Origin of the sequence: Thiothrix nivea DSM 5205, assembly GCF_000260135.1 — a bacterium.
Lineage (GTDB): Bacteria > Pseudomonadota > Gammaproteobacteria > Thiotrichales > Thiotrichaceae > Thiothrix > Thiothrix nivea.
Window position 1 is genome coordinate 480,201 of record NZ_JH651384.1, and the last position, 15,856, is coordinate 496,056.

At 53.9% G+C, this 15,856-nt stretch carries 13 protein-coding genes and 2 pseudogenes; 4 read left to right on the forward strand and 11 right to left on the reverse strand.

The window, feature by feature from the left end; translation table 11 throughout:
- Nucleotides 1–159 precede the first annotated feature (159 nt).
- Nucleotides 160–501: a type II toxin-antitoxin system PemK/MazF family toxin gene (locus tag THINI_RS02490; protein WP_002707096.1), complete on the reverse strand. Its 342-nt coding sequence runs from the start codon at nucleotides 499–501 to the stop codon at nucleotides 160–162.
- Nucleotides 501–737 carry a hypothetical protein gene (locus THINI_RS02495; RefSeq protein ID WP_002707097.1) on the reverse strand — a complete coding sequence of 79 codons (237 nt, stop codon included), beginning with the start codon at nucleotides 735–737 and terminating at the stop codon, nucleotides 501–503. Before THINI_RS02495 ends, THINI_RS02490 begins: the two co-directional genes overlap by 1 nt.
- Before the next feature lie 100 nt (nucleotides 738–837).
- On the opposite strand from THINI_RS02495, the gene THINI_RS02500 reads away from it, so the two are divergent.
- Complete coding sequence (locus THINI_RS02500) at nucleotides 838–2,064, forward strand: ISL3 family transposase (RefSeq protein ID WP_002707092.1); 1,227 nt, start codon at nucleotides 838–840, stop codon at nucleotides 2,062–2,064.
- Nucleotides 2,065–2,481: 417 nt separating this feature from the next.
- On the opposite strand, the gene THINI_RS02505 is transcribed toward THINI_RS02500, so the two are convergent.
- From THINI_RS02505 to THINI_RS26225, 3 genes and pseudogenes are all read right to left on the reverse strand, one after another.
- Nucleotides 2,482–3,018, reverse strand: a complete 537-nt coding sequence (locus tag THINI_RS02505) for a transposase (RefSeq protein ID WP_040839009.1) — start codon at nucleotides 3,016–3,018, stop codon at nucleotides 2,482–2,484.
- Nucleotides 3,019–3,034: 16 nt separating this feature from the next.
- Nucleotides 3,035–3,973 (reverse strand): annotated as a pseudogene (locus tag THINI_RS27140) (IS1595 family transposase).
- A gap of 15 nt (nucleotides 3,974–3,988) precedes the next feature.
- The gene (locus THINI_RS26225; RefSeq protein ID WP_081485751.1) at nucleotides 3,989–4,234 is read right to left on the reverse strand and encodes a hypothetical protein; all 246 of its coding nucleotides are present in this window, start codon (nucleotides 4,232–4,234) and stop codon (nucleotides 3,989–3,991) included.
- A 123-nt stretch (nucleotides 4,235–4,357) separates the two neighbouring features.
- Between THINI_RS26225 and THINI_RS02530 the strand changes: the two are divergent.
- Nucleotides 4,358–5,519, forward strand: a pseudogene (locus tag THINI_RS02530) (IS3 family transposase).
- A gap of 24 nt (nucleotides 5,520–5,543) precedes the next feature.
- Here THINI_RS02530 and THINI_RS24030 read toward each other — a convergent pair.
- The 4 genes from THINI_RS24030 to THINI_RS02545 all read right to left on the reverse strand — a co-directional run bounded on the left by THINI_RS24030 (nucleotide 5,544) and on the right by THINI_RS02545 (nucleotide 9,735).
- Nucleotides 5,544–5,666: an IS4/Tn5 family transposase DNA-binding protein gene (locus THINI_RS24030; protein WP_081485752.1), complete on the reverse strand. Its 123-nt coding sequence runs from the start codon at nucleotides 5,664–5,666 to the stop codon at nucleotides 5,544–5,546.
- Complete coding sequence (locus THINI_RS02535; RefSeq protein ID WP_002707098.1) at nucleotides 5,641–6,117, reverse strand: hypothetical protein; 477 nt, start codon at nucleotides 6,115–6,117, stop codon at nucleotides 5,641–5,643. Before THINI_RS02535 ends, THINI_RS24030 begins: the two co-directional genes overlap by 26 nt.
- 162 nt (nucleotides 6,118–6,279) lie before the next feature.
- Nucleotides 6,280–7,323, reverse strand: a complete 1,044-nt coding sequence (locus THINI_RS02540; RefSeq protein ID WP_081485941.1) for an IS701 family transposase — start codon at nucleotides 7,321–7,323, stop codon at nucleotides 6,280–6,282.
- Nucleotides 7,324–7,416: 93 nt separating this feature from the next.
- A complete protein-coding gene (locus tag THINI_RS02545) occupies nucleotides 7,417–9,735 on the reverse strand; it encodes a Tex family protein (RefSeq protein ID WP_040839911.1) in 2,319 nt (772 codons plus the stop codon).
- A 382-nt stretch (nucleotides 9,736–10,117) separates the two neighbouring features.
- Here THINI_RS02545 and THINI_RS23070 point away from each other — a divergent pair, with 382 nt between their 5' ends.
- On the forward strand, nucleotides 10,118–10,678 hold the full coding sequence (locus THINI_RS23070) for a YfbM family protein (RefSeq protein WP_002707100.1): 561 nt from the start codon (nucleotides 10,118–10,120) through the stop codon (nucleotides 10,676–10,678).
- Nucleotides 10,679–10,748: 70 nt separating this feature from the next.
- Here THINI_RS23070 and THINI_RS02555 read toward each other — a convergent pair whose 3' ends face one another.
- Both THINI_RS02555 and THINI_RS02560 read right to left on the reverse strand, forming a co-directional pair.
- The gene (locus THINI_RS02555; RefSeq protein WP_002707101.1) at nucleotides 10,749–13,976 is read right to left on the reverse strand and encodes an efflux RND transporter permease subunit; all 3,228 of its coding nucleotides are present in this window, start codon (nucleotides 13,974–13,976) and stop codon (nucleotides 10,749–10,751) included.
- Complete coding sequence (locus THINI_RS02560; protein WP_002707102.1) at nucleotides 13,969–15,060, reverse strand: efflux RND transporter periplasmic adaptor subunit; 1,092 nt, start codon at nucleotides 15,058–15,060, stop codon at nucleotides 13,969–13,971. Before THINI_RS02560 ends, THINI_RS02555 begins: the two co-directional genes overlap by 8 nt.
- A gap of 101 nt (nucleotides 15,061–15,161) precedes the next feature.
- Here THINI_RS02560 and THINI_RS02565 point away from each other — a divergent pair, with 101 nt between their 5' ends.
- Nucleotides 15,162–15,809, forward strand: a complete 648-nt coding sequence (locus THINI_RS02565; protein WP_002707103.1) for a DUF4124 domain-containing protein — start codon at nucleotides 15,162–15,164, stop codon at nucleotides 15,807–15,809.
- Nucleotides 15,810–15,856 lie beyond the last annotated feature (47 nt).

Here is a 15,856-nt window from a genome sequence, read left to right on the forward strand (position 1 = left end):
CCGGGCGAGCGAAGCTCAACTCCGACGCGATAGCGCAGGACCGCGCGAGCGGTTCTGCGCTATCGTCATGCATGACGGGCGCGGCTGGGAGTAAATTGTGCGAAGTCGCGGGCTGTCACCGCGTCCGTCGTCGATGTGCTTGTTATGCTTTTTTGTGACTTAGAAGATGGATAAACTTAATTTTAAGCCTTCATCAAGTGCTGATATTTTTTTGTCAGGCAATCTACCCACCTTCTCAACTAGAAAAGATTTATCAAGGGTCAGTATCTGTGACACATTGATAACAGATTCTTTTGAGAGTCCTGAATCTCTTTTAGCTATGGAAATATTGCCTGGGGCATTTGCCAACCGTAAATTTGAGGTCACTATGGCAACAATCACGGTTTGTATTTTGCTTTGGTTGAAAGCGTCAGATGAAATGATCACAACAGGTCTTTTGTAACCCGGCTCTGAGCCTCGGGGTTCTTCAAGAGAAGCCCACCATATTTCTCCTCTTTTCATCACCACTCCTCGTGAGGAATGGATTTGATCTGCATCGAATATAATTCATCATCTACGGTAGATGGCTCATCTTCATAGATTTTGTTGAGCGCCTCTGTAACATTTATGAATCTTCTTGACGCTATGTATTCTTCAATAGCCTTAGTGTAAAGCTCACTTCTTGATATGCCGAAATGATTGGCAAACAGCTCTGCTGCTTGGAATATTGGATCAGGTATTGATATGGCTGTCTTCATGATGCTTAGGGTATGACAATGGTTATACCAAAGTCAAGGAGGGGCTGAATTTTTGTTTTGGGCTCTATGTGAATCGTAGTGGGTAGATTATCCTAAGGGTATGAACAGCGACACACTATTTGGAATGGCCTTGGGGCTGACCTCACCTTGGCAGGTGGACAGCATCGACTTCAGCGGGACGGAAGGACGCCAGGAATTGCACATCCGTATCAGCTTCGCGCGTGGCAGCCGTTTTGCCGACCAAAGCGGGGAACCTTGCCCGGTGCATGACACGGTGGAGCGGCGTTGGCAGCACCTGAACTTCTTTGAGCATACCTGTTACCTGCATTGCCGTGTCCCGCGCATCCGCACCGGATCGGGTCAGGTTGAGACGGTTGCCGTCCCCTGGGCGCGTCCCGGAAGTGGCTTCACGCTGCTGTTTGAGGCGCTGGCCATGGCACTGATCGAACGGGAGATGCCGGTCAACCGGGTGGCGGAACTGATGCGGGTCAACCCGCAACGCATCTGGACGGTGTTCAACCACTGGGTTTGTGAAGGCCGCCAGCAGGATGACCCGTCCGGCATCACCCGGCTGGGGGTGGACGAGACCTCCACCCGCAAAGGGCACAACTACATCACCGTGGGGGTTGACCTGGATGCCCGCCGCGTCGTCCATGCCACCGAAGGCAAGGGCAAGGAAACGCTGTCCCAGATCCAGAAACACCTAGCCAGCCATGAGGTGAAACCGTCACAAATCACCGATGTCAGCATTGACCTGTCGCCTGCATTCATTGCCGGGGTAGGGGAAGCCTTCCCGGATGCCGCCATCACCTTTGACCATTTCCACGTCACCCAGTTGCTGAACAAGGCCATGGACAAGGTGCGCAAGCTGGAGCGCAAGGAACATGCCGACCTCAAAGGCCACAAGTACACCTTCCTGAAAAACTACGATAACCTGTCAGAACAGCAGGAGCAGTCACTGGCAGCGTTCATCACCCTCTACCCCACGCTGGGTACTGCCCACCGTCTCAAGGTGCTGTTCAACGACCTGTGGACAATGCCCGACAGGAAAACGGCGGAAGCCTTCCTGCAACAATGGTGTGATGAGGTGGATTCTGCTGGCATCCCGGCCTTCCAGACGTTTGCCAACACCGTCCGGGCGCACTGGTCGGGGATCATCCGGTTCGTTGAATCACACATCTCCAACGGCATCCTCGAAGGCATCAACCACAAAATACAGTTGGCCAAACGGCGGGCGCGGGGGTTCCGCAATACCCACAACCTCATCAACATGGTTTACTTCCTGTGCGGCAAACTGGAGTTCAGTTACCCACGGTATTCCACATAGAGCTAATTTTGTCACCTATTATCATGACAAAGAGCAAGCTAATATTTAACCATATCCTCTGTCAGCATTTTGCTTTTACAGGCTTGCAGGCCATGAAGAATTTGTTGTCGTGTTCTTGATCTTCTTTTATTTGGAAAGGGGACGATCATTTTTATAGGCATAACGCGTCGGAGTTGAGTGGCGCGTTTGTGGCTGCGAAGTGACTCCCGGGGGGAGTCGCTCGCGGGCGCAAATGCGTCCACTCGAACGGGTTGATAGCCAGAGCGCGGAGCGCGGCGGTTATCAAACCGGGCGAGCGAAGCTCAACTCCGACGCGATAGCGCAGGACCGCGCGAGCGGTTCTGCGCTATAGTCTTTTCATTTTAGTCGGCTACACTTTGTCTGTTGAATGCGTAATCAATCGCGTCGTCCAGGGTGCTACCTTTTCCCATGGCCAGACGCGCATAATGTTTCAAGGTTGCCCAGCATTGCCCCGATGGGGTTGAGATCAGGCGAATAAGCGGGTAACTGAATGATACGAATCTGGTATTTCATGGCAATCGCCTCCAGGTCACCGCCTAAATGGAAGCTCGCGTTGTCCCAGACAAGCACATAAGGTTTGGGCTTTTCCTGACCTTGCTGCAACGATTTTCCCAAGGCTTTCAACCATTGTTCAACAATCATCCGGTTAATGTTGCCGGTCACTACCCACGGCATTTGCCAGCTTTGATCAGAGGCGCGGATAGCGCTGATCCAGTTGCGTTTATGTCCCCGGCCTCCAGGGCTGGGGATGTCACAAGGCTCCCCTTTTTTTGCCCAGCCCCACTCATAGCGTTCGGTACTGTAGAATCCTGCCTCGTCCGCAAACAGGATATGATCCTGACCGTATTTTTTCTCCAGATGCCCAAGTAGCCACAGGAAAACCCAGCGGTCTAGCGGTTTGGCTTGCTGGTAGAAAGAACGTTTTTGGCTCAATATGCGTTTCAGGGTCTTATCCCAACAGCAGCGAAAGCAAGGACTGTAAGGCAGCTTGCCCCCGTTTCCTGATGTTGTGAAGAGACTCGAAGAATGCAAGGTAACACGGTAGCTTTTCTTGTGAGATCCCCCGATGAGGTCGTAACCATGAGCGTAACAGTGACCAAAAACCTTCCATCGTATTGACGTGGACTTCATGGAAACCGTCACCATCTTCGTCACGGGCATATTCGCCTGCGCCATGGTTGACGGTTTTGTGGGCATAGCCCCATTCTTCCAATCGGCTGTAAATGTTGTACTCATCGGTGTAGACCAGCGTGCCTGCTGCCACCGTTTCCACAATCAACGGCTTGATCGTCGTCTGTTTCACATTCGCCAGCATACGGATCACGACCTCCCCGGAACGCTGGATCATGCCGAAAATGGGTGGTTTGTCCTTTTCCAGTGTCCCCACGCCCCCGGCGCACCTTTCAGGGCGCGGCGGCGACCTTCACGCCCAGCATCCGCGACGGCTTCGGGGTTTCCCTTGTGTCCAGCCTTGACATAAACCTCATCAAATTCAACATTCCCAAACAGGTTTACTGGCGTTTTTTTTCTCGACACCACGCCGTAACTGTTCCGTCATCGCCTGAACATCATCCTTGTTCAACCCCAATTCGCGGGCGATTTGTTGGTTGGACAGGTTCAACGACATCAGGTACAGGCACAACACCCACACCTTCAGCGGCTGGTGGTGGCCTTCAAACACCGTTCCCGTCAGGTCATCAAAACGCTTTTGGCAATCCTTACACTGGTAACGCTGGCGTTCCTGCTGGGTGTCATCCTTGCCTCGACGGATAGTGTCCTGTGAACCGCAGTGCGGACAAATCACCCCATTAGGCCAACGCACGGAACGGACTTGCTCGAAACAGGCGGCATCACTGGTCAGGCTGGAAATACTGATGAGCGAGGTCATAAAGCCTCTCCTTGGCTATCGGAAATGACTAACTTTACCGCTATCCATCACGTTTGCAATGCCGGGGAAAACAAGACCCTGAAACGCATATTGAGCCACGTTTTTTTTATGGCTCCAGCCGATCCGTTGCAGCCATTTATGCAGGCCACGATAAGAAATGGCCTTGCCATAATGCGCTTCAAAGCGTGGCAGCAAATCCTCGATGCGTTCAAACGGGGTTTCGCTCTCCACCCATTGCCGAAAGGCTTCAACGTCTTTCACCTTATGGCTGTGCCCAGGGCGGGGATGCGTCCGGGGTTGGAGGCTGCCGGTTTCTGATCCGGCCCAGCACCTCCGGACACAGCAAGAAGTGAGTACACTACGTACTTGACCTTGAGGTGAACGATGAAAACTGCAAAAACCGACAAAAAGCCCTATACCCGCCACAGCGCCAGCTACAAGGCTGAAGCCCTGAAACTGGCAGAGCGGCTTGGTGTACCTGAAGCAGCGCGGCAATTGGGCTTGCGCGAACCGCAACTGTACCAATGGCGCAGCCAGCAACAGCACCAACAGACGGTCAGCCAACGTGAACAGGAACTGTCAACCGAAAACGCCCGCTTGCGCCGTGAACTGGCAGTAGCACAGGAAGAGGTGTCCATCCTAAAAAAAGCCAGCGCGTACTTTGCGAAACAGCTCAAGTGAAGTACGCCTTTATCCGGGAGCACCGCACCCAATTCAGGCTGAAAACCCTCTGCCACCTGTTGGCGGTGTCCCGCAGCGGTTACTACGAATGGCTGGTTCAAGTGGAGCGCAAGCAACGCCGCCAGCAACAAAAAGCTGAGTTTGATCAGGAGGTTGCCCGCTTGTTTACCAAACACAAAAGCCGTTCCGGCGCACGCCGGTTGCAACGTATATTGGTCAAACAAGGCCATGCCTGTAACCGCAAGACCGTTGCTGCCAGCCTGCGCCGCCAAGGGCTGGTTGCCAAGGCTGCCCGTAAGTTCAAGGCCACCACCAACAGTAACCACAACCTGCCGGTATTTGATAACCTGCTGGGGCAAGACTTCACCGCCGCAGCACCCAACCAAAAGTGGGTGGGTGACATCACCTACCTGGGGACGGACGAAGGCTGGCCCTATCTCGCCGTTGTGATTGACCTGTTTTCACGCCAGGTGATTGGCTGGGCTATGGGTGAGCGCATGGCCGCTGATTTGGTGTGTGATGCCCTGCAAATGGCCATTTTCAAGCGCAAACGCCCCAAAGGCGTGGTTGTGCATTCTGACCGTGGCAGCCAATACTGTTCACATGCCTACCGGGATTTGTTACAAAGTATCAACTGCTTGGCAGCATGAGTGCCAAAGGGAACTGTTATGACAATGCCTGTGCTGAAAGCTTCTTCCATTCCCTGAAAGTGGAGGCCATCCAGGGTGAACGCTTTGCCACCCGTGAACATATGAAGCAAACCGTGTTTGAATATATCGAAACGGACTACAACCGCAACCGCCTGCACAGTACACTTGGCTATCTCAGCCCGGTGGACTTTGAGGCTAAAGCCCTCACTTCTTGAGATGTCCGGAATTGCTGGGCCAGATCAAGCCTTGGGGATGCTGGATTGCGGTGCTTGCAACATGGCGTTGAGGATCGTGGCGGCGCGGACTTCGAGACGGCTGTCTCCCAAGTCAAGATCGTTAAGTTCGGTGGATGACCAGTTCATCGGCAAAAATGGCTAAGTTTACAGTAGCTTGGTGACTTGTGTATAAGGAGATGCATTCAAGGTTAAGTATTTCTCTGTCGGCTATCAAAAATAAACCTCCGGGTGTTGACGGCATCATTATATCTAAAACTTCAGGTTCAAGATATGAAGTCACATTGTAACTTTTATTCGCAGCCCCAATAAATAAGTCATCAATGAATAAATTATATGCTCTTGTTTTATGGGGGTAGTTTCGTGATAGCCAACTCTCGAAAAACTCATCATCTTCTGAAAAATTCAAGGAAAAATAAAGCTCTAAGTTATATGGATTGTTATTGATATATAATGCACATCCAGTGAGCTTGCCTGGATCGAAGTTTTTCAAAACATCAGAAACAAACTTTCTTTCTTCTTTTCTATTGCCATAGTCTAATGCAAATAAATAGTATTTTCCTTCCGCTAAACTACTCATTAATTTTACCTGTGGGTGGTGGTGGTTTTTAGCCTAACGTCATGTGTGACGGGCGCGGCGGGGAGTAAATTGTGCGAAGTCGCGGGCTGTCACCGCGTCCGTCGTCGAGAGCCTTGTTGGCTATTGAGCGGAAATCATCAAAGAAACCAATGAGTATAGGACTTACGCATTGACGGCGGCCTGAAATTGTGGGTTGAGGTGCTGCTTGCCTTGCATGAAGCGGCTGACAAAAGCAGCCACAGCATCCGTGTACAAGTCGCGTTGCCATTGGTAGGCGTTGCTGATGATGTCAACAAACTGCATCTGTTGCAGGTGGACATAGCTGCACAAGGCGGCAAAGATATGGTTACGTATCGGGACGTTGCCGCGTACCTGGAATTTCTCGATATGGCAGACCTGCTTGATCATGCGGTGGTATTGCTCAATCTGCCAATGCTGGTCATGCAGGGTCTGGAAATCCGCTTGCTGGAAGGTGTCATAGGCGTCAGCATTCGGGAGGAAAACCACGTAATGGCGCAGTTGGTCTTTTAACTGCGTCCGAAACAGCTTTACCTCGCCAAATTCGCGTAACCAGACCCTCAGCCCGTCAGCAGGGATGTCCAGTTTCTGTACCTGCACCCATGACCCCTTTTCGGTGGATACCCGGCGGTTGCTTTCCACAGCGAACAGGAACCCCATGCGGTGGTTTCTTACCGTTTTGAGGTTGCCCACACAGGAATACCAGCTATCCCCGGTCATGAAGGCGGGTTGCAGCCCCCATGCCAACACGTCCTCCAGCATGTCGAGGAAATAATCATTCTTGGTCTTGCCCTCTGCCTTGTCATACACCCGGTAGTTGACCGGCAGGCTGCGCCCTTGCGGGTCACTGTAATACAACGTGATCAGGTTCAGCCCCTTGACCACCCGGTGGTGCTTGCCTGACCAGAAGTGTCCAACCAGCTCCATATGCTGGCTGTAGGGTTTGTCCAGCGTACTGTCATCCACATTCAATGTCCCGCCCACCAGGTTCAGCAGCCGCGATGCTTCGTTGAACAGGTCTTTTGGCTCATAGGCTTCCCGCAACAGGAAGCGGTTTACACTGTCATGCGAGATGCCCATCACTTCCGACAGGCGGGTGCAGGTGCTTGATTTCGGTTCACTCATCAGAAACCCCATGTACATTGGCAGGGTGCAATTGGCTGTCGGTGGGCGTTTGGGCCTTCTTATCATTGGCTTTTATGTCGCGTGAAAAACTTATTCCTGACACAGACAGGGCTGCTTCGTCAATGCGTAAGTCCTATCATACTCCACCTCACTGTTTTATTTGCGCATCTTTGCCAGCGCTGCTGCCAATGCATCCCCCATTGCCGAGTTTGCCGCAGGCGCAGCTTCCTTGACAGGTTTTTTATTGGGCATGGGTTTGCCACCCATGGGTTTCGACCTGCTGTCCGTTGAGGATTTGACTGGCTTTTTCTCCGCTGGTTCCAGGCGCATGGTCAGGGAAATGCGTTTGCGTTGTACGTCGACCTCTTCCACCCGCACTTTGACCACATCGCCGGTGCGCACGACTTCGCGTGGATCCTTGATGAACTTGTTGGTCAGTTGCGAGATGTGTACCAAGCCATCCTGATGCACGCCAATGTCGACGAATGCACCAAAATTGGCGACGTTGGTTACCACGCCTTCGAGGATCATGCCAGCTTGCAAGTCTGCCAGCTCGTTGACGCCTTCGCGGAAGGTGGCGGTCACGAACTCGGGGCGTGGGTCACGGCCCGGCTTTTCCAGCTCGGCCAAAATGTCACGGATAGTCGGCAAACCGAACTGCTCGGTGACGTAATCAGTAGGTTTGAGCTGGCTGACGAATTCGCTGTTGCCAACCAGTTCCTGCAAGGGCTGGCGGTTGACGGCGGCAATCTGTTCCACCAGCGTGTAGGCTTCCGGATGCACGGCAGAAGCGTCCAGCGGGTGTTCACCATCGCGGATACGTAGGAAACCAGCCGCCTGTTCAAACGTTTTTGCGCCCAGCCGTGACACCTTTTTCAACTGGTTGCGGTTGCGGAAAGCGCCGTTCTCATTGCGAAAAGCGACAATATTCTCGGCAATACCCTGATTCAGGCCGGAAACCCGCGCCAGCAGTGGGGCGGATGCCATGTTCAAATCCACCCCGACCGCGTTCACGCAATCTTCCACCACCGCATCCAGGGAGCGCGCCAGTTCCGGCTGGTTCACGTCATGCTGGTACTGGCCGACGCCAATGGATTTGGGGTCGATTTTCACCAGTTCCGCCAGCGGGTCTTGCAAACGGCGGGCGATGGATACCGCGCCACGGATGGATACGTCCAGCCCCGGAAACTCTTTGGCCGCGAGTTCGGAGGCGGAATAGACCGATGCGCCCGCTTCCGACACCACGATTTTGGACAAGTCCAGTTCCGGGTGGCGCTTGATCAGGTCAGCGGCCAGATGGTCGGTTTCGCGCGAAGCCGTACCATTGCCAATGCTGATCAGGCCAACTTTGTGCTTGGAACAGAGCGCGGCGAGTACGGCAATCGACTGATCCCATTGCTTTTTCGGCACATGCGGGTAAATGGTGGCGAAATCCAGCAGTTTGCCGGTAGCGTCTACTACCGCGACTTTGACGCCGGTGCGCAGGCCGGGGTCAAGCCCCAGGGTGGCCCGCGCGCCTGCCGGGGCGGCCAGCAACAAATCCTTGAGGTTAGCGGCGAACACGCGGATGGCTTCGGCTTCAGCCTGTTCGCGCAGGCGCAGGTTGAGGTCGGTGCTGAGGCGGCTGTGCAGCTTCACTTTCCATGTCCAGCGCACGGTATCTAGCAGCCAGCGATCTGCCGCCCTGCCCTGGTCACAGATATGGAAGGCAGCAGCAATTTTATCTTCGCACGGGTGGCTTGCGCCTTCTGCAGTCGGCACATCCAGCTTGAGGTCAAGGATGCCTTCGTTTCGGCCACGGAACAACGCCAGCGCGCGGTGGGAGGGAATCTTGCCAATCGCTTCGGCATAGGCGAAGTAATCGCTGAACTTCTGCCCTTCCTCTTCCTTACCCGGAACCACATTGGATTCAAAACCGCCCTGCTCCCACAGGTATTCGCGCAATTGGCCGCTGAGTTCTGCGTTTTCGGCGAAATCTTCCATCAGGATTTGGCGTGCCCCATCCAGTACTGCCTTGGCGTCAGCGAATTCCATGTCCGGGTTGAGGTACTTCGTAGCTTCGCTTTCGGGGTTAAGCCGTGGGTCAGCCAGCAGTGCTTCCGCCAGTGGCTGGATGCCAGCTTCGCGCGCAATCATCGCCTTGGTGCGGCGCTTGGGCTTGTAGGGCAGGTAAATGTCTTCGAGTTCGGTACGGGTATCCGCGCCCAGCACTTGCTGTTCCAGCTCCGAGGTCAGCTTGCCCTGCTCACGGATGGAATTGAGCACGGTTTCGCGGCGCTTTTCCAGTTCGCGCAGACTACCCAGGCGTGTTTCGAGGAAACGTAGCTGGGTATCGTCGAGGCCTCCGGTCTTTTCCTTGCGGTAGCGGGCAATGAAGGGGACAGTGGAACCTTCGTCCAGTAACTCAACAGCAGCAGCCACCTGCTTTTCCTGCACCGCCAACTCGGTAGCAATGCGTGAGAGGATACTTTGCATACAAAACTCGTTGTTGTGATGGGTGCGGCGCATAATAGCAAAGCTCCCGATGACCGCAAAACAAAGTTGGCCAATGCAATTCTGACAATTTGCTCATTTTTTATAGATTGTACTTATGATATAGAATAATATAACTGATAGAATTTTATATGCAGTTAATTAAACGGTTTGGTGATTACTATCACAGCAAACCTGCCACCCTGTTGCAATAATGAGCCTACAAAGTGGTCAAATGATACGTAAAGACAACACTTCAGCTCAACCTACTGAATCTACAAAACACGGAACGTTGGGCAGTTCGCATCAATCTGGGCTGACTAACTTGAGTGTTGCTAATCAAAGGCTTGCATAACTTTACCAGTTTATTATAAAGGGTCTACTCATGGGTGTATGTTTACATCTAGCCGCCATTTCTGATGCCAATATCGAATGTTTGGGCGATAATCCGTCCCTCATTTGGACGCTTGTCCAGAATGAGCAGCCCGGCACGTCCAATACAAGCGAGCGTCAGCAGAGCACGCGCAAAACCTTATACCCTGAACCTATCCACTTGCGGGAAACGCTGGGGGAATACTGGCACGGCATCCACTACCTCCTGTGTGGTCAAGCCTGGAACGGGCAATTTCCAACGTCTTTCCTGCTGGATGGCGGCAGTTACGTGGGTGACGTTGACATCGGCTATGGGCCTGCACGCCTGTTTGATTCCTGCGAAACCCGCAAGATTGCCCGCAATATCAACCGTAAAACGCCTGCGGATTTGGCAAAACACTTTGATGCTTTGCAGATGCTGGATGAGGATGTTTATCCCGGCCTGTTGTGGGATGAAGATACAGGCGCACTGAACGCCTGCCTGGAACGCTTTACTGCCATGCAACATTTTCTGCGCCATGCGGCTGAAAACGAGCTGGGTTTTACCCTTTACCTGACAAATGCAGACATCTGAGGCGTAAAACCCCAGTCCGCACACGCGGAGCCGGGGATTACGTCAGATTGAACACGGTTTGTGGCAAAGCCTAGGCGGCCTCACCGATGATCCTACCCAGACGGTTGCGGGCATACATGTAGTACATCAGCGGAATCAGAACCAGCGTCAGCACGGTGGATACCAGAATTCCGAAGATCAGCGACACCGCCAACCCGCCAAAGATCGGGTCATCAATGATGAAGAATGCCCCCACCATGGCAGCTAGCGCTGTCAGCGCAATTGGCTTGGCACGCACCGCGCTGGAATTGATGACGGCATTTTTCAGCGCCATCCCGCCCCTTACCTGCTCATTGATGAAGTCCACCAGCAGAATCGAGTTACGCACAATGATACCCGCCAGCGCAATCATGCCGATCATGGAAGTTGCGGTGAACTGCGCCCCCAACAGCGCGTGACCCGGCATAACACCGATAATGGTCAGCGGAATTGGCGACATTATCACCAGCGGAACCATATACGACCTGAACTGCGCCACGATCAGCAGGAAAATCAGTATCATCCCCACTCCGTAGGCAATACCCATGTCACGGAAGGTTTCGTAAGTGACTTGCCACTCGCCATCCCACTTCATGCCGTACAGGTACGGGTCGTCCGGCTGGGCGATGAAATGCTGGTTGATCGGATTGTCATACACCGACAGTTCCTGGATACCAGAGAAAATGCTGAACATCCCGTACAAGGGGCTATCAGTTGAACCCGCCATGTCACCCATGACATAAACAACCGGCAGCAAGTCCTTGTGATAGATAGAATTCTCGCGGGTGGTTTCCTGCACGCTGACCAGTTCCGACATCGGCACCAGTTCGCCGGATTGGCTGCGCACACGTAAAGCCAGCACGGAATCCATCTTGTCCTTGAGCGCAACCGGGAATTCCACGCGGATAGGCACGGCATACTTGATGCCCTTACCGTGCAGGAATACCACATCCTCGCCCTTCAGCACCGTATCCACGGCAGAGGCAATAGCATCCTGCGACACGCCCAGCAAGGCTGCCTTGCGGCGGTCTACCTGTACCACCAGACGTTTTTGCGGGTATTCCACGCTGTCGTCGATGTCCACGATGTCATCGGTGTTTTCAAACACGCCGCGAATCTGTTTCGCAACACCAATCTGCCCAGCGTAATCCAGACCGTAGACCTCCGCCACAATTGGCGACATCACTGGCGGGCCGGGCGGCACTTCTACCACTTTGACGTTAGCGTTATACTTTTTGGCGATTTCCTGCAAGTGTGGGCGCACAACCAGCGCGATTTCGTGGCTCTGACGCTCACGGCCATGCGCATCTGTCAGGTTGACCTGAATATCACCGACATTGGAGCCTTCCCGCAGATAGTACTGGCGCACCAAACCGTTGAAGTTGATCGGCGCGGCAGTCCCTGCGTAAATCTGGTAATCGGTGACTTCATCCACCTTGCGCAGATAATCCGACATCTCATTGAGAACGCGGGAAGTCTGCTCCAGCGAGGTACCTTCCGGCATGTCCAGCACCACCTGGAATTCCGATTTGTTGTCGAACGGCAGCATTTTCAGCACTACCAGTTTGAACACCGCCAGCGAAGCCGACAGGAAGATCAGCAGGGTAATCACCGCAAACAGCGTAGTACGGCGCTTGCCACCCTTCTTGTCGTCCAGAAACGGCGACATGATGCGGCTGAAAAAGCCATGCAACTTGTTGTTGTCTTCGTGATGATGGCTGAAATCGACCTTACCGAGCATTTTGCCGGTCATCCACGGCGTCACCACGTAGGCAACCGCCAGTGAAATCAGCATCCCCATACTCGCATTGATCGGAATCGGCGACATGTACGGCCCCATGAGGCCGGAAACAAACGCCATCGGCAACAAGGCCGCAATTACGGTAAAGGTCGCGAGGATGGTTGGCCCGCCGACTTCATCCACCGCCAGCGGAATGACTTCCAACAGTTTCTTGCCGCCCTTCTGCATGTGCCGGTGAATGTTTTCCACCACCACGATAGCGTCGTCGACCAAAATCCCAATCGAGAAAATCAGCGCAAACAGCGACACCCGGTTGAGGGTGAAACCGTATGCCCAGGATGCAAACAGCGTGACCGCCAGTGTAATCACCACGGCTGCGCCCACGATCAGCGCTTCCCGCCAACCTAGCGCCAGCCAGATCAGGATCGCAACCGCAATGGTTTCGATGATCAGCTTGTGGATCAGCTTTTCGGATTTGGCCTGCGCCGTTTCGCCGTAGTTGCGGGTAACGGTGACGTTGACGCCTTCCGGCACGAAGGTTCCGCGCAGTTTCTCGAAACGGTCGATCACGTTGTTGGCAATGTCGACCGCGTTGGTTCCCGGCTGCTTGGCGACGGCAATCGTCACCGCTGGCGCATGGATGCCGGTTGTCATTGCCTTGTGTTCCGCCGCCGCGCCAGTACCGAAACTGACGTAGGCTTGCGGCGAATCAGAAGTACGTTTCACCTCGGCCACATCATTGAGAAACACCGGTTTGCCGTCAAACACACCAACCATCAATTCGCCCACTTCGGACGCATCCATCAGGAACGTACCGGCCTGCACCTGGATTTCTTCGTTATTATTGACGAGGGAAACCGCATCACGCGCCGAATTGCTGGCCTGCAAGGCATTGCGCAGGTCGGACAGCGAAATGCCGTGACCCGCCAGTTTTTCCGCATCCAGCAACACATGCACCACCTGTTGCGGGCCACCAATGGTGTAAATGTCGCGCGAACCGGGTACGCGCTTGAGTTCGGATTCAATCGCGTGTGCTACCTGATTGAGTTCGTAAGCGCCGCGCTTGTCATCTTCCGTCCACAACGTCAGCGCCACGATCGGTACATCGTCGATGCCTTTCGGCTTGATCAGCGGCGTGCCGACCCCGAGGTTTTGCGGCAACCAGTCCTGATTCGACGCCACCTTATTATACAGGCGCACCAAAGCAGCAGTCCGGTCTTCACCGACTTTGTACTGCACGGTCAGCACCGACATGCCCGGCATCGAAGTGGAATAGATATGCTCCAGCCCCTCGATTTCCGACAGAACCTGTTCGGCGGGCGTACTGACCAGGCTTTCCACCTGTTCGGCGCTCGCGCCGGGGAACGGGATGAAAACATTGGCGAAGGTTACGTTGATCTGTGGGTCTTCCTCACGCGGCGTCACCATCACCGCAAACAGCCCCAGCAGCAACCCGACCAGCGCCAGCAATGGTGTGATTTCCGTGGTCAGGAATTTTTTTGCAATCCTGCCGGAAATGCCCAGCTTTGGCTCATTCATCGTGCTTGGCCCCCGCCGTTTGCTGCTTCAGGAAAATGGCTGCCTGTACCGGGTCAAGCGCGATGGTTTCACCCGCATCCAACCCCGCCAGCACGCTGATATTCTTGTCATCCAGCTTGCGGCCCAGGCGGATTTGACGCAAGGATGGCAGGCCATCTTTATTAATGACGTAGACGCCAATCACTTCGCTACGGGTAACAACAGCGCTTTCCGGCACGCTGACCACGCCATCCTGCTGGCCAATCACAAACGCGACTTTGACGAACATGCCGGGGAACAGGTCTTGCGCGCCTTCCGCCAGATCAATCCGCACCTTGAAGGCGTTGGTTTTCGGGTCTGCGTAAGGAAAGAACGTCAGGTTTTTGACCGGCAGGGATTTGTTGGTGCCATCCTGGAAGACGAAGGCTTTCTTTTCCTTGCGCACCTGGGCAATCAGGCGTTGTGGCACTTCCACCACGATCCGCATCTGGTCAAGCGAGATACCGGTCATGATTGGTGTGCCGGGGTTGACGGCTTCGCCCCGCTCCACATGGCGTTTGGTGACAATACCGCCATACGGGGCAACCAAGGTGGTGTAACCGAGTTGTTCACCCGCTTGCGTTACCTGTGCCTTGGCGGCATTCAAGCGCGCTTCGGCGGCTTTCAGGCCAGCTTGAGCGGAATCAAAATCAGCCTTGGGAACCAGTTTCTTGGCGTAAATGTCGCTGATGCGCTGGAAATTCGTCTGCGCTTCCTTGTAACGGGCTTCTGCTTCTGCGAATGCAGCTTGCGCCTCTTGCACGCCTGCCTGCTGGCTTTTTGACTTGATGCGGGCAATGACTTTGCCTTGCTCGACAAAATCATCCACATCGTAGAACAGCTCTTCGATGACGCCGCTGGTCTGGGCAGAAATGGTGCTTTGGTTGACCGCTTCCACATGGCCATCCAAATAGTGCAGATCCGGCGAGCCGACCGCGCTGGCCTGGGCTGCCTGAAGCCCGGATTTGACCTGACCGCTGGCTGGTTCGGCTGTCTGCCCTTTGCCACCACAAGCAGCCAGCGTGGATAATCCGACGATCAGTACCCATTGTTGTAACATTTTCATGGCATACTTACCCTAAACAAAACTAGAAGTTGACGCATCCTAACAGAGAATATTAGAAAACACTAATATGTTGTCAAACATTAAGCGTAACAAGGTGACCCATGAAAAAAGCCATGCTAATGCCAGTTGCCGTGCTGATTACTGCATTTTTTGCCCAGAACGTTTCCGCCGAAATGTACAAATGGACGGACAAAGACGGTAAAACCCAGTACACCCAAACCCCCCCACCCGCTGATGTCAAAAGTCAAGACATTGAAGATGACATCCGCCTTTCCACCGGCAAACTGGGTAACACCATCCCGGTAGCGCCGGACAAAGGGAAAGCCAAAGACCCGATGGAACAGGCGCAAGAAGATGGCGCAAAAAGCGAACAAAAACACCGCGATTTTTGCGCCCAGCAAGCAGACGCCCTGAAACAGATGACCGCCAATTCCCTGATCAAGTGGAAGGATCAACAAGGCGAACGCTATCTGACCGCTGATGAAAAAAGCATAAAAATGAAGGAGCTGCAAAAGAATATTGATGCCATGTGCCGTCCGGAAATGTTCAGCCCCCAAGACAAGGGTGATGGCAAGGCCAGCCGCACGGAAAAGGCTGCGGATGCACGCTACGCCACCGATAACAGCGCCATCAAACAGGGCGGCGGCAGCGCAAGCACGCCGACTGGCAAGGATAACAATAGCGCCGCCTCCGGCAGTGGAACAGGCAATGCTCCGGCAGCCTCTGCCCAGCTTCCGGCAGCAAATTGACATAGGTCATGAAATGGTGAGCCGACCTAGCGGCTACCCTTGGAAAA

Excerpts from the sequence above, each read along its gene's own strand:
- THINI_RS02490 (WP_002707096.1), bottom strand. The coding sequence starts at position 501 with ATGAAAAGAGGAGAAATATGGTGGGCTTCTCTTGAAGAACCCCGAGGC.
- THINI_RS02495 (WP_002707097.1), bottom strand. The coding sequence starts at position 737 with ATGAAGACAGCCATATCAATACCTGATCCAATATTCCAAGCAGCAGAG.
- THINI_RS02500 (WP_002707092.1), top strand. The coding sequence starts at position 838 with ATGAACAGCGACACACTATTTGGAATGGCCTTGGGGCTGACCTCACCT.
- THINI_RS24030 (WP_081485752.1), bottom strand. The coding sequence starts at position 5,666 with ATGAACTGGTCATCCACCGAACTTAACGATCTTGACTTGGGAGACAGC.
- THINI_RS02535 (WP_002707098.1), bottom strand. The coding sequence starts at position 6,117 with ATGAGTAGTTTAGCGGAAGGAAAATACTATTTATTTGCATTAGACTAT.
- THINI_RS02545 (WP_040839911.1), bottom strand. The coding sequence starts at position 9,735 with ATGCAAAGTATCCTCTCACGCATTGCTACCGAGTTGGCGGTGCAGGAA.
- THINI_RS23070 (WP_002707100.1), top strand. The coding sequence starts at position 10,118 with ATGGGTGTATGTTTACATCTAGCCGCCATTTCTGATGCCAATATCGAA.
- THINI_RS02555 (WP_002707101.1), bottom strand. The coding sequence starts at position 13,976 with ATGAATGAGCCAAAGCTGGGCATTTCCGGCAGGATTGCAAAAAAATTC.
- THINI_RS02560 (WP_002707102.1), bottom strand. The coding sequence starts at position 15,060 with ATGAAAATGTTACAACAATGGGTACTGATCGTCGGATTATCCACGCTG.
- THINI_RS02565 (WP_002707103.1), top strand. The coding sequence starts at position 15,162 with ATGAAAAAAGCCATGCTAATGCCAGTTGCCGTGCTGATTACTGCATTT.